The 12602-nt window shown below is 62.8% G+C and carries 12 protein-coding genes and 2 pseudogenes; 6 read left to right on the top strand and 8 right to left on the bottom strand.

All coding sequences use genetic code 11. The features are described 5' to 3' along the window. Positions 1–403 precede the first annotated feature (403 nt). The 4 genes and pseudogenes from ACWTU8_RS20675 to ACWTU8_RS20660 all read left to right on the top strand — a co-directional run. Positions 404–993, top strand: a pseudogene (locus ACWTU8_RS20675) (divalent metal cation transporter); the annotation flags it as partial. Positions 994–1563: 570 nt separating this feature from the next. Beyond that, complete coding sequence (locus ACWTU8_RS20670; RefSeq protein WP_455849603.1) at positions 1564–1740, top strand: hypothetical protein; 177 nt, start codon at positions 1564–1566, stop codon at positions 1738–1740. Between the two features lie 590 nt (positions 1741–2330). Next, the gene (locus ACWTU8_RS20665) at positions 2331–2516 is read left to right on the top strand and encodes a hypothetical protein (protein WP_455849602.1); all 186 of its coding nucleotides are present in this window, start codon (positions 2331–2333) and stop codon (positions 2514–2516) included. 255 nt (positions 2517–2771) lie between these two features. Then, positions 2772–3146, top strand: coding sequence for a PRC-barrel domain-containing protein (locus ACWTU8_RS20660; RefSeq protein ID WP_023799003.1), 375 nt, complete (start codon positions 2772–2774; stop codon positions 3144–3146). Positions 3147–3251: 105 nt separating this feature from the next. On the opposite strand, the gene ACWTU8_RS20655 is transcribed toward ACWTU8_RS20660, so the two are convergent. The 8 genes from ACWTU8_RS20655 to ACWTU8_RS20620 all read right to left on the bottom strand — a co-directional run bounded on the left by ACWTU8_RS20655 (position 3252) and on the right by ACWTU8_RS20620 (position 11544). Continuing rightward, positions 3252–3632, bottom strand: a complete 381-nt coding sequence (locus ACWTU8_RS20655) for a cupin (RefSeq protein WP_455849601.1) — start codon at positions 3630–3632, stop codon at positions 3252–3254. 8 nt (positions 3633–3640) lie between these two features. Then, the gene (locus tag ACWTU8_RS20650; protein ID WP_455849600.1) at positions 3641–5128 is read right to left on the bottom strand and encodes a 4-hydroxyphenylacetate 3-hydroxylase family protein; all 1488 of its coding nucleotides are present in this window, start codon (positions 5126–5128) and stop codon (positions 3641–3643) included. A gap of 14 nt (positions 5129–5142) precedes the next feature. After that, a complete protein-coding gene (locus ACWTU8_RS20645) occupies positions 5143–5679 on the bottom strand; it encodes a flavin reductase family protein (RefSeq protein WP_455849599.1) in 537 nt (178 codons plus the stop codon). Between the two features lie 91 nt (positions 5680–5770). After that, the gene (locus ACWTU8_RS20640) at positions 5771–6493 is read right to left on the bottom strand and encodes a GntR family transcriptional regulator (protein WP_455849598.1); all 723 of its coding nucleotides are present in this window, start codon (positions 6491–6493) and stop codon (positions 5771–5773) included. Positions 6494–6806: 313 nt separating this feature from the next. Beyond that, entirely contained in the window at positions 6807–7514 is a 708-nt protein-coding gene (locus ACWTU8_RS20635; protein WP_455849597.1) for a phosphoadenylyl-sulfate reductase, read from the bottom strand. 45 nt (positions 7515–7559) lie between these two features. Continuing rightward, on the bottom strand, positions 7560–8990 hold the full coding sequence (locus ACWTU8_RS20630; protein WP_455849596.1) for a putative sulfate exporter family transporter: 1431 nt from the start codon (positions 8988–8990) through the stop codon (positions 7560–7562). Beyond that, positions 8987–11239, bottom strand: coding sequence for a hypothetical protein (locus tag ACWTU8_RS20625; RefSeq protein WP_455849595.1), 2253 nt, complete (start codon positions 11237–11239; stop codon positions 8987–8989). Before ACWTU8_RS20625 ends, ACWTU8_RS20630 begins: the two co-directional genes overlap by 4 nt. Before the next feature lie 185 nt (positions 11240–11424). Further along, positions 11425–11544 (bottom strand): hypothetical protein, encoded by a 120-nt coding sequence (locus tag ACWTU8_RS20620; RefSeq protein WP_455849638.1) that lies wholly within the window; start codon positions 11542–11544, stop codon positions 11425–11427. Between the two features lie 44 nt (positions 11545–11588). Here ACWTU8_RS20620 and ACWTU8_RS20615 point away from each other — a divergent pair. Then, positions 11589–11759: pseudogene (locus ACWTU8_RS20615) on the top strand (aspartate/glutamate racemase family protein); the annotation flags it as partial. Positions 11760–11764: 5 nt separating this feature from the next. Further along, positions 11765–12601, top strand: coding sequence for a GNAT family N-acetyltransferase (locus ACWTU8_RS20610; protein ID WP_455849594.1), 837 nt, complete (start codon positions 11765–11767; stop codon positions 12599–12601). Position 12602: the final 1 nt, after the last annotated feature.

The raw sequence follows: 12602 nt of genomic DNA, 5'->3' as shown, positions 1-12602 counted from the left end.
GAGGCCGTGCTCCTGCCTCCGGCCCTTCCATTTTCCCGATTTGCGCGCACAGCTCACTGGCAATAATCAAGAGCAGGAACGTGCCCTCAAATGCCGCCACAGCGTATCCGCTTTCTGCCATCGGCTTTAGAAGCCCGACATTCCGGTTCCGGTCCCCTAAACGGCCTGTCAGCTTTGCGCCTGATCTCGGCCGTAGAGAACAGCTTTGCCACCGCCTGAAAGCAGACCTTGCCGGGGACCACGCTGGAGGTCGTGGTCGCGCCACTACCGGTCATTCGCAGCGCGCCTCGTTAGCTGACCTTCAGCCACCGGCCGGAGTCGACCCCCTTTTGCGGACACTGGTTGTCATCCGGATAGGAGAACACAGGATAAAGGTTCATGATGCTAACATCCCGATTATTAGCCCGCCCAAGGCCCGGCTGCTCTTGAACGTATAAGCTTCGACACGATGGCCGGGATGGCAGCCTCGAACATCGTCGGCTTGGCGATTATTCTGACCGCGGCGTCCACGCTGCACCCGGGCGGCATCACCGAGATAGAAACCTCGGCACAGGCGGCGAAGCGCTGCGCCCTCTTGCCGGCCCCCTTGCTTCGACGCTCTTCGCCCTGGGCATCGTCGGCACGGGCCTCCTTGCAGTGCCTGTTCTGGCCGGCTCGGCAACTTACGCGATCGGCGAAGCGCTACGCTGGCCCACCGGGCTGACGCGAAAGCCCATGAAAGCAAATGCCTTCAACGGAACAATCATGCTCGCGACCGTGATCGGGGCGGTGCTCAACTTCACGCCGATAAATCCGATAAAGGCGCTTGTCTGGACGGCGGTGATCAACGGCATCGTCGCCGTTCCGGTCATGGGGATCATGATGTATTTCGCCACACGCCGGGATGTGCTCGGGCAGTTCGTCGTCACCGGGGTGCTCAAATGGCTTGGATGGCTGACCACCGTCGTGATGGCTGTGGCTGTTGTAACGATGGGGGTGGCCGACTTCGCCTGACGTGCCGGGCGTAGGAGGGGCCCGATTCCCTGGCAAATCAAATTGGGTCAATCTTCGCGGCCTGCCTGCATGTCCTTCACAGTATTTGGCGATCGGGCGAGCCGTTTCGTTGGTCAGCGTTAGCCATTCCGGCATGATGCCCGATCCAACCGCTCGACTACGCCGTCAGGCGTGAGGGATGCAACCTGCGGGGCAAAGATGCAGCCGATTGCGCAGCGAGCCGATGGGAAGGCGTCTGATCGCTGAGCCGGCTGTGGAATTCAAATGCCGATTACGCGGGTCGATCCCACGCTGCGGAAACCGGGTTGGACATCAGCGCGTCCATCTTGCCCACCTGGATCGGGGCCTGAGCCTGGCGGCATGGCGGAGTTGCTCCCAATTGATCGCATCTTCGACTATCCGGCCATCTTGGCATTCCGTCGAACGCGTTCATCGACGCACCCATTTTCCTTCGTTCACGCGTGAGATGTGCGATCGATTTCATTTCGGAGCCGGCCATGCTTATTTTCCTTGGCTACTGGAACTTTCAGTGAGAGCGCATGTTGGTTTCCCAGCTATGGGAGAGAAACCATGAACAAGGATGACGTGAAGCGCTCTGCGAAAAGCAGCGAAGTTAAGGCAAAGCCTGGCAAACCGGCTGGTGACAAGAAAATGAGTGCCGGCGGAACTGCCGGCAAGCTTGACGAAAGCACCAAGAAGGGCCTTGGGAAGACCGAGGACAAGATCAAGGATCGTCTCAAGGGTTGATCAGACGTCAGGGCCGCAACCGTATCGCGGCCCTGCTGCCTAGACCCTTACATTCGGATCGTTGACGGTCACCGACCGCAGCACCTACACAGCCTGTTCTCACCCGCATCAGTGACTTCGGGCTTGTCGGTCATTTGCCGCTTGCCAAGTTCACGGAACTCGCGACCTTGTTCGGCGGCGATGCCGGTTTCCCGCACCAAGCCTTGGATATGCATTAAGGTCGGACTTAGAGCGCTAAACAACTCTGCCGGTTGGGTCAACGGCCGATTCTGCACAACCGAGCTGTCTGAAACTGCCGTTTAGAACTTCACCTGGCGGCATCGATTTCGCGACCTCTTCCGGTCGCGACGTGCAACTCTACCAACCTCCGGCGACAGTGAGAATCGTCTCCTGTGCGGCTATTGAAGAGGCGATTCTTGAAAACGGAACATCCCTACATTGTCGCAGTTTACATTAGTGTAAGGTAAACAAGAGAACGGGGCCATGGGCCGAACCCTGCTGGTTTTCTCGGCGCTAATGCTCTCCTTCGCTCAGGCGGGGCGCAGGAATGGCAGCAGTTCGGCATCGAAAGGTTTGGGTTTGTTTTCGACGTGCCGCCCGAGTTCGAACTGTTGCATCGTTCAAAGGACGGCGATGGCGCGGCCTTCCAATCCCCCGACGGAGCCCTCCTCGCCGTCTGGGGCACCGACGTCGCCGAAAGCGACTTCCTGCCTCAGGTCAAGAAACAGATCAGTCACGACGAAAAAGAAGGCTGGAATTCATCTATCGACGGCTGACGGGCGAATGGGCAAGTTACTCGGGGATCAAAGACGACCAGATCCGATATGTCAGAGGCATAACGGTTGCGGCGATCGCGCCGCCATGTTCCTGATGGACTACAGCATGGAGCAAAAAGTTGCCTACGATCCGGTCGTCACCCGGATGGTTCGCTCGCTCAAGCCAGAAGATTGCTGACGGCTGGTCCGCACAATCCTTGGAACTTCGAGGGCACGGACCCGTTTTTGCTCCATACCGACGGGAAGGAGCAAATCATGACAAACCAGGACCCCGACATTCGTGAGACCCACGATCTTATCGCCAGCGACATGGTCGTCGGCACCAACGTCTATGACATCCAGGGAAATCACATCGGGCAGGTCGAAAGGCTGATCCTCGAGAAGAGGGGCGGCAGGGTATCCTATGCCGTTCTCAGCTTTGGTGGTTTTCTTGGAATTGGCGACGACTACTATCCGCTGCCGTGGCAGAAGCTCGACTATGACGAGAGCCTTGCAGGCTTCCGCATTGACATCACGAAGGAGCAAGTTGAAGGCGCTCCGCGCTATGCTCGCGACCAGGATTTCGACTGGAATGCCGAGAGTGGCCGCCGCGTTTACGACTACTACGGCGTCCGACCGTATTGGGTGTAGCGAAGCCTCTAGCGCGCGTGCTCGGCGGCAGGCGACCCGGTGTTCGCTTGGCCCACCCAGACCGGTAAGCAGGAATCGGGTCGAGCCTTTGCTGCCATGCCACAGTTAAGTCTCGTAATAGTGAAGCTCGAGCAGCAGGCACCCGGTATGCGACCGGAACGGACCGTGATAGACGCCAGGCGGCCGGCAAGCGTAGGTGTTCGGGGCAAAACTCAGCGACGGCTCGTTGGCTGAAGATCCGCCGACGATGAGATCTCCCGATAAGAGATAGATCTCTTCCCAGTATTCATGCACGAACGGCACCGTCGTATAGGCGCCCGGCGCAAACCTCAGCAGCCGCGTGCGGTGCCCGGTCTTGCCCGCGTCGTCAAGCCGGCCGGCAAGGATCTTCTGCTCGATGTCGGGCGGGTAACCAGGCGGCGAATGCCAGCCCTCCCCGGTCATGTCGATCGTGTGAAATTCCTTGTGTTCCTTGCGGATCGGCATGGCAAACCTCAAGCGGCAACCGGAGCGGCACGGTCGACCTCGTCGTCCAGCGAATAGCTGTCAAGCATGTGGTCGACGAGCTGCGTGCAGCGGTCCCAGTCGAAGGTGCGGAAGCTGTGCCCCTTGGTCACGAAGGTGGCGCCGGCATAGAACATCTCGTATTGCGTGTGGCGCGAGGCGAACTCTGAGCCGATCGCATCCCAGGCCAGCTTGAAGAATTTTACCCGGCCCTTCGACGAACTGACCGGCGATTGCTGTGTCTTTTCAATCAGACTGCCCAGCTCCGGATCGGCGAAATCCTGGACTGAAGACGGCAGCATGATCAGCCCGCCGCCCGCCAGGTCACGCAAGGCGAGGATCACCCCGGCATAGAGTTGCTGCGTCAGCACCTGAGCCGAATAGAGCGTATGCGCGTCGGGCACGAAATACGCGCCAAGCATGCGGCCCTTCACCTCCATGGCGTGTACCAACGCGTCGACCATGGTGTTCTGCGCTGCAAGCACTCCCAGCGTCTCGCGCACCTGCGGAAAGTTAATGACGCCGTTGGTCTCGGCGATGCGCCGGGCGATGCCGACAAGGAAGCGCATCTTCACCATCAGGCGGATCTGCGCCTGGTAGTTCTGGAAGACATGCGCCGGCGTGGCATGGAACTGCCGTTGGCACATGGCGATGTCCCCGTTGATGAAGACGCGCTCCCAGGGAACTTTCACATCGTCGAAGTAGAGCACGGCATCGTTCTCGTCGAAGCGGCTGGCCAGTGGATTATCGAAGACACTGGCGGCGCTCTGCTCGTAGGATTTGCGCGACAGGATCTTTAGCCCGCCGGCATTCATCGGCACGGCGAACGACACAGCATAGGGCTCGTCGCCCTCACGCAGCGGCTGGATGCAGGTGACGAACACCTCGTTTGCCATGATGCCGCCGGTCGCCAGCATCTTGGCGCCGCGGATTGTCAGGCCTGCTGCGTCCTGATCGACGACGCCGGCAGTGAGGAAGCGGTCTTGCTGCTCACCCGCGGACTTCGAGCGGTCGGCCTGTGGATTGATGATGACGTAGGTGAGATAGAGATCGTTGTCTCGGGCGTAGCGGTAATAATCGGCGAGTGCCCCGGCTCGCGTCTTGTCATAGGCCTCGAAGACCTCGATCCCCATGAACATGCCGGAAATGCAGGAGGCGACATGGTCTGGGGCGCGGCCAAGAAAGCCATAATGAAGCTCCGTCCAGGCTTCCAGCGCCGTGCGGCGTTGGACGAGCTCGGCATGGCTGCGCGGCAACTGCCAGATGCGATTGGCCCGCTGCCCGCCGCTTTCGGGAACTTCAAAGGTCATCAGCGCCCGGTTATCCGGCCGCGCCTGGAAGTCGTAGAGCATGCCGACCGACCGGATCGTCTGACGGAAGGCTGGATGCGCGGTGACGTCGCCGGCCGTCTGCCCGTTGATATAGGCCTGCCTGCCGTCTCTCAGCATCTCGATATGCTGCGCTCCAGTCTTGATCATCTTACCCTCCGCGATCAGTAGTGGATGTCGAGCGGCCAAAGCGGCGCCGCGAACTCCGTTGGCTGCAGTGATGCGTAGCGCCCCTTGCCGAAAACCAGCGGTTGCCGGTCGGCGAAGCACCGAAAATGCTTAACCCTGGCGATGAACAGCACGTGGTCGCCGGCTTCGTGCCTAGCCCACGGCTCGCAGTCGAACAGCGCCGCCGCGCCGGGCAGCACCGGGGCGCCAGAGCGGCCTTGCTCGAACCGCATCCCCTCCCACTTGTTGGAAAGCGGCTTGGCGAAGCGGTTGGAAATGTCCTTCTGGTTTTCCGAGAGGACGTTGACCGTGTAACTTGCGGCATTCTGCCAGAGCGGTAGGCCAGCTGAACGACGGTCGATGCTGAACAGTACGAGAGGTGGATCGAGAGACAGCGAGTTGAACGAGCTGATCGTCATGCCGAGCTGCTCGCCATCGGCCACACAGGTGACGACGCAGACGCCGGTCGGAAACTGTCCCAGCGCCTGGCGGAACGCGCGCACGTCGAAAGCCGTTTCCCTGTGGATGATCATGCCCGGCCCTTTCGGCACCGATCTGTTAAATCACGATAATCAATTCACCAATTCCGTTGACCAACTGCCATGCGAACGCCGCGGCCTTCCCTTACTGCGCCGCCACCGCCGGACTGCGCTCGGTTGCAACCGAACCCCAGCCTGCCGCGATCGGCAGCCGCAACGCGACGAGCGTCCGCGCCAGATGCTGGGCGACGGCTGCGGCCGCCTGCTCGGGCTGTCCGCGGCGTATGCCCTCGACGATGGCTGCGTGCTCGGCAAGCACGCTGTCGCCGCGTCCGCCGGAGATTGTGATAGCGCGCACGCCCATCCGCAACTGGCGGTCCCGTAGGCTCTCATAGAAGTCGGCGAGCACCGGATTGCCGGCGGCGCGAACGATCGTACGATGAAAGTCCCGGTCACATTCGATGAACGCAACGGTGTCGTGCTGCACCTCCACCTGCCGGGCGATCAGCCTGTCGAGTTCCGTCGCAAGCATGTCGCCGAAGCCGGCCGCCTGCCGCGCGCACCACTCTTCCACCAAGCCGCGCGCCTGCATCACCGCTTCGATCTCCGTCTCGGTGATCGGCGGTACATAGGCGCCCTTTTTCGGCACGATCTGCAGGAGGCCGTCTGCTTCGAGCCTCAACAGCGCCTCGCGCACCGGCGTCCGCGACGTTCCCGTCTCGCGGCAGACCTCAGCCTCGGTAAGGAACGTGCCCTCGCGGCTAGGCAAGTTCAGCACATGCTGCTTCAGCCAGCGGTATACGACGTCCTGCGCAGCATCGGCGCGTTGACCTATGGCAGGGCGTTGTGATTGATAAGGGTTGGACATAAACAGAATGTATACATGTTGTCGACCATAAGGTCAAGCTAATTTTCGACCCGGCTGCGCCGATCGTAAAAGTCAAGAATGGCGCTGCCTTCACACTCCGATGTCAGCTCAGACCACAAGACTTCCATCCGGGCCTGTTGCATCTGGGTAACCAAGTGTCGGCTTTTCACCACTAATTTCCGGCAGCTGATCTCCTAGTTTTCGCGAGCTTTGGCTAGTTTCAATCATTACACAATTCGTAGTGGCTTCGCAGATGAAGCGGCCATGGCCGATTCCCTGGGGGTGCGGACCTCGATGTCTGCGTAACCGGAAATCAGGAAGCAGACGGGGCCGAATTGCGAGAGGCAATGGCCGACCGGTGAATCCCGCACTCCATCTTCGACAGTCCGCTCCAGCGGCCCGCGCGCGGATTGTCCGCGCTGCCGCACTGGACCGTGCAGGGCGCGCAGCCGATCGAGAGGTAGCCTTTTTCGAGGAGCGGGTGCCGCGGAAGCTCATAGTGATCGAGATAGGCCTCGATCTGCCGGCGGGTGAAGCGGGCAAGCGGATCGATCTTCAGGCGCCCGTCAGTCTCCTCGAGCGTCGGAACATCCGCGCGAAGCCCGCCATGATATCGCTTGCGGCCGGAAATCCAGGCCTTGAAACCAGTCAGAGCATTTTCGAGCGGCAGAACCTTGCGGATGTGGCAGCACCGGTCCGGATCGCGGCGGTGCAGCGATCCAGCGCCGTCGAGCACTCGCAAGACATTAGCCTGAGGCGTGACGACGCGCAGATCGGTGAGGCCGAGCTGAGCCGTCAGCTGCGCGCGATAGGCGATCGTTTCCGGAAACAGCTTTCCGGTATCGAGCGTGATGACAGGAAGCGATCGGTCGATCGAAGCCGCCATATGCAGCAGCACCGCGGATTCCGCGCCGAACGAGGACACGAGCGCGATGTTTCCACAAAACAGGTCGGTGACGAGCGGCGCCAGCAGCTCGGGCCCGTCGACATGGTTCAGCTCTGCGATGACGGCGTCATACATGGCGGTTCGGCCGATCAAAAACGGTGGTGGCGTGATAAAGCCGCATCATAGCGTCGCCACGAAATCGAGGATCGCCTGGCGATCGGTCTCGTCCAGGTCGAAGAAGCGGTCGCGCACAATCTGCGCCGTGCCGCGATGGGCGAAGACGGCATCGCGCAGCGTGGTCGCGCGGCCGTCGTGCAGGTAACGTTGGCGCAGGCCGATGCCGACAAGCGGTGTGGTCCGCCATTCGGCGCCGATGGCGTCGCCCTGAACGATCTTATCGTCGAGCGCCGGCCCCATGTCGTGCAGCAAAAGGTCGGAGTAGAGCTGGACTTCGCCGTTGACACCCTCCAGCGCCGGCATATGGCATTTGGCGCAACCGACCGAGGCGAAAAGCCGTCCGCCATGGCTGCCGAGCATCGCGCTTTGGCTCGATGAAGGTGATGCGGCCCGGAAGGTCGCCGAGAAGGGGATCAGCGCACCATAGGCCAGGGCCGCCGACAGGGCCACCCCAATGAAACCAACGCCGATCAGGCGCCAGGCGCCGCCGGCCTCTCCGAGCCGGCCGACCCGGGTGGTGATGCCGAGCGCAATCATCACCATGAGGAACAGGAACTGGTCGACGTCGAGGATGACGCGGCGCAGTTGCGGATTGAGGGTGATCTCCGAATTGAGCATCACCACGCCGATAAACGCGACGATGAACCACGGGAACGGGATCGGCGCGGCCTCTTGCGCCTTGTTACGGCTGCGAAACACCAGGCTGGCGGCCAGCAGAAGCGGGACGAGCATCAGCACTTTGCTGAGCTTGACCAGTGTGGCGGTGTTCAGCGCGTCGTCGGAAATGGCGAAGGAGGCGCCGTAGACCTGCGCCAGCTCGAAAATGCTCGCCCCGACAAACACGCCATAGAGGCGGTCGTCCAGATGCGGCAGCCAACCGCCCAGGAACATGACCGGATAGGCGAGCAACGCCACGGTGCCGCTCAGCGTGATCAAGGCGATGGCGATGCCGGCACTCTGGTCGCGCGCACGCACCAGCGCGGCCATGGAGAGGATCGCCGCGGCGCCGCAGACGGCGCTGCCGACCGCGACAAGCAGCGCGACCTCGGCGTCGAGCCTGAACAGCTTGCGCGCTATGGCATAGAGCAGCGTCAGCACCAGTATCAGCTCGATGGCCGCCACCGCGAGCGGCATGAATCCCAGATCCAGGAACAGCCGCGTCGTGATACGGAAGCCGACCAGCACCACAGCGAGCCGCAACAGATAGCGCTTGGTGAAGTCGAGCCCCGGCCGCAAGGCGTCCGGACAGGCGAAGCTGCTGCCGATCAGTAGCCCGAAGAGCATGGCGACGAGGACCGGGTTGCGCGACAGCGGCTCGCCCAGTCCGCCGGCGATCCAGCCGGCCGCAAGGGCGAGTGCCGCGGCAACGATGATGCCGGGCAAGACCGAGCGCGCTTTTTCCGGCGCATGGGAGAGCGTCAGGGCGAGGCTCATGGCTTTGCCCCATTGGGCAGGCGGAGCGCTCGCAGATAGGAGGCGACCGCGTCGACCTGTGCGGGATCGCCTTCGATCGGCTGCACACCCGTCTCGGGCCCGGTCGCGCTGGTGACGCCGAGTTCGTTTGCGAAAGCGTTCGCCACCATATCTTCGAGGGTGGCTATATCAGCCTTCCAGCCGTATCGGCCGACCCGCGATGCGCCTTGGGCGTCGACGACATGATGCGCGTGGCCTTTGATGCCGTCGCCCTTGCTGACCGCCTGCGCTTCGATGACGCTGTCGGGTATCTCGTCGATCCTGGCAATCCCGTAGAGAGCGAGCGGCATGCGCAGCGAAATTACGTTGGCCTGGCGCGGCATCGCCGCCGGCACGGTCTTCATGCCATCGCGCAACGCATGGCGTCTGGCGACCGGACTGTTGGGATGATCGATCGCAACCGTGCGCCCGGACCCCGGATCCATATGGGCTATCCTGCGCGCAAAGTGGCTTTCATCAATGCTCGCGCCGCCGGGGCCGGGATGGCAGGCCACGCAGGACGTTGCGTTGAACAAGGGGCCGAGACCCATCTGCGGGGTGAAGTCGGTCTGAAACAGCTGCTTTCCATGCACTGCGACGTTGGCGTCGGCGGCAGCGCTCTGCGTCTTCTGCGTCGCTGCCGCCGCGCCGTGCTCGTCGAAGACCCCAACTTCGACGAGCGCCCCTTCGTGACCCGGAAATCCCGGAGCCGCGCCGCCTATCGTTATCCAGATCCGCTGTGCGTCCGCCGACGTCGCGATCGCGCGAACGCGATCGGCTCCGAGAGGCCCGAGGCCGGGAATCTCGATCGTCGCCCGGGCGAGAAGCCGGCCGTCCTGGCTCAACCGCAGCAACGAGCCGTCGCCGCGATTGGCGACAAACAGATCGGATCCGCCGGCGAGCGTCGTGTGGCTCGAAAATTGCGGATTGGCGATTTCGGGGATCGCGGCGGCGACGTCGACCGGACGATCGAATTCCGGAAGCGAGATCGTGCGGGTCCTGGCGACCGTGAAATGCCGCCGGTCGTCCTCCAGGTCAAGCAGCACCATCCGGTCACGGCCCGGATCGGCGATGTAGAGAGCGCGGTCCGGGTTCCACTTGAAAGCGAGACCGATGACGCCGGGGTCGTCGCCGATGCCGTGGCCGGCGCTCACCGTGCCCTGGCCGGTGCTTACCGTGCCCTGGCCGGTGCTTACCGTGCCCTGGCCGGTGCTTACCGTGCCCTGGCCGGTGCTTACCGTGCCCTGGCCGGTGCTTACCGTGCCCTGGCCGGCGCTCACCGTGCCGGGGCCGGCCAGGCCGTCGACGCCATCCTGGACATGGATTTGAACCACGCCACCATCCGCCGTGACGGCGGCGAACACGGCAAAGCCGCTGCCGTCCGGCGACGGACCGAGAAACGCCGTTCCGAGCGCGCCCGCCTGCATTCCGCCTGGTGTCAGCTGGCCGCTTGCCCGATAATTCAGCAGCCTGCCAAGCCAGCCGCTGGGCTGTGCTTTCGGCATATGCTCGCGATCGGTATGCCGGCCGGCGAACACGCCGCCGGCCTCGCGGCTTGGCGCGTTTGCGAGCGGCGCACCGTCAGGGTCGACGACCGTGACGCTGCCCTCGCCAGCCACCCCGTTCGGCGCGTTGGCGATCCAGGGCCTTCCGAAGGCGTTGTTGATCGAAATATATCGCGGTCCAGACGCGGCTGCGAGGCGCGCGGTTCGAGCCCTGGCATTGTACCGCTGGTTGAGGAACCGTTCACTCTGTGCCGTGTAGAGCTGAACCCTCCCGTCTCCATTGTTGAGCTCTTGCGGAACGATAATGGTGCCACCGGACTTGCCCGCGTGCGGATCGATGGAGAGGATCGCCCCGACCTCAAGTGCTGGATCGCCCGGCGGTGCGCCGAAATTGCTGCCCACGGCGACGAGAACCCTGAGCGGATCGAGCACCCGCCCTTCGCGCGTCGCCATCAGGAATTCTGGATTTCCCGGTATCGGCCCGCCGACATGAAAGCGGCCCACCTCGCGCACACCGGCCACGTCGGGCAGCCCGACGGCGACGATTCGAGCGCTCAGGCGCCAATCGGGGGTCTGGTCCCCAGCGAACCCCGAAGCCGGCAGCAGGCTGAGAAATATCGCCGCTGCCCTCAAGATGTTTCGGCGAGCACCCGACAGCACGGACCAGTCCCTGGGCCGATGAGCTCCGACGAAATCCGTAAGGGTCACTGCACGGCGTTTTCGCATCGCGACTCTCCCGCGGTCCCAAGCGCACGGTGACGCTTGTCACTCACAGCGCCATCATAGGGCAGGTGCGCTTACGGATCGCTTACGCATGCGCCGTGGCTCGAGCTATTCGCCTTACCTTTGCGAGCTGTCGTTTGCTGCTGTGCCTGAGTCTCGGCGATGTAACCGGCGCAACAGCCAATCGCTCAATTGGACGGAGCGCTCTCGAGCCGTTGTCGCGGCTCGCTACTACTTGCGACAAAGTTGCGCCAGCCGCCGAAGGCCGAGATATCGGCTGCAGCCGACAGTCCGGCGGTCTCGGCCAGAAAGCCCTTGGCCGACGTGCCGTCGGCGAGTTCGACTGTCCCTATCCTTCGGCGTTCCGGTCATCGATGGCGTCGGCGCCGCGGTCAAGCAGGCCGAGGCACTGATCGCGCTTGGCCTGTCGACATCCAAGCGCGGCGCCTATGCAAACCCGCTCGCAAAGCCCTATCGTGGCGCATTGAAATCCTTCGCCCCCGGTTCTGTTGCCGCCGAGTGATCGCAATGCGCCGAACGATCAGAACGCTCGCACTTGAAGAAGTGGAAATCCTCGTCGACTGGGCGGCAGCGGAGGGCTGGAATCCCGGCCTCGGCGATGCCGTGGCGTTCCAGGCAGCGGATCCCGAGGGCTTCATCGGCGCCTTCGTCGATGGCGAGATGGTCGCCGGCATTTCGGCTGTGGCCTATGGCGGCGGTTTCGGCTTCATCGGCCTCTACATCTGTCGGCCGGACAGGCGCGGCGAGGGCCATGGCAAGGCGGTCTGGGACGCCGGCATGGCGCGGCTTGGCAACCGCACGATCGGCCTCGATGGCGTCGTCGAACAGCAGGCCAACTATCGCAGCATGGGTTTTGCGTCGGTCCACCGGACGATCCGGTTCGTTGGAGCGCCGAATGTCCCGGCAGCCACCGACAGCGGCATTTGCGTCATAGGCCCGGAACTCATCGCGGATGTCCTGGACTATGACCGCCGATTCTTTCCGGCTTCGAGGCGATCCTTCCTGGACCACTGGCTGCGCCCGCCGCACATGGCGCTTGCGATCGTCAAGGATGGCGCGATCGAGGGATATGGCGTCGCGCGCCAGTGCCGGGAGGGCTGCAAGATCGGCCCGCTTTTTTCCAACAACCTTGATGCGGCAAGCCGTCTCTTCGCCGGACTCGCCAATGCCTCCGGACCCGGAAATATCCATCTCGATGTTCCCGAGACCAATAGGCATTTCGTAGCTCGGCTGACGTCGGCCGGCCTTCAACCGGGCTTCGAAACGGCTCGAATGTACAAGGGAAAAGCGCCGCAGCTCGCGCAGTCCGGCGTCTTTGCGATAACGACCTTGGAGCTTGGTTGAG

It is taken from the genome of Mesorhizobium sp. BHbdii (assembly GCF_053848045.1).
This window is presented reverse-complemented; position numbering and strand designations above follow the sequence as displayed.

Excerpts from the sequence above, each read along its gene's own strand:
- ACWTU8_RS20670 (WP_455849603.1), top strand. The coding sequence starts at position 1,564 with ATGAACAAGGATGACGTGAAGCGCTCTGCGAAAAGCAGCGAAGTTAAG.
- ACWTU8_RS20660 (WP_023799003.1), top strand. The coding sequence starts at position 2,772 with ATGACAAACCAGGACCCCGACATTCGTGAGACCCACGATCTTATCGCC.
- ACWTU8_RS20655 (WP_455849601.1), bottom strand. The coding sequence starts at position 3,632 with ATGCCGATCCGCAAGGAACACAAGGAATTTCACACGATCGACATGACC.
- ACWTU8_RS20650 (WP_455849600.1), bottom strand. The coding sequence starts at position 5,128 with ATGATCAAGACTGGAGCGCAGCATATCGAGATGCTGAGAGACGGCAGG.
- ACWTU8_RS20645 (WP_455849599.1), bottom strand. The coding sequence starts at position 5,679 with ATGATCATCCACAGGGAAACGGCTTTCGACGTGCGCGCGTTCCGCCAG.
- ACWTU8_RS20640 (WP_455849598.1), bottom strand. The coding sequence starts at position 6,493 with ATGTCCAACCCTTATCAATCACAACGCCCTGCCATAGGTCAACGCGCC.
- ACWTU8_RS20635 (WP_455849597.1), bottom strand. The coding sequence starts at position 7,514 with ATGTATGACGCCGTCATCGCAGAGCTGAACCATGTCGACGGGCCCGAG.
- ACWTU8_RS20630 (WP_455849596.1), bottom strand. The coding sequence starts at position 8,990 with ATGAGCCTCGCCCTGACGCTCTCCCATGCGCCGGAAAAAGCGCGCTCG.
- ACWTU8_RS20625 (WP_455849595.1), bottom strand. The coding sequence starts at position 11,239 with ATGCGAAAACGCCGTGCAGTGACCCTTACGGATTTCGTCGGAGCTCAT.
- ACWTU8_RS20610 (WP_455849594.1), top strand. The coding sequence starts at position 11,765 with ATGCGCCGAACGATCAGAACGCTCGCACTTGAAGAAGTGGAAATCCTC.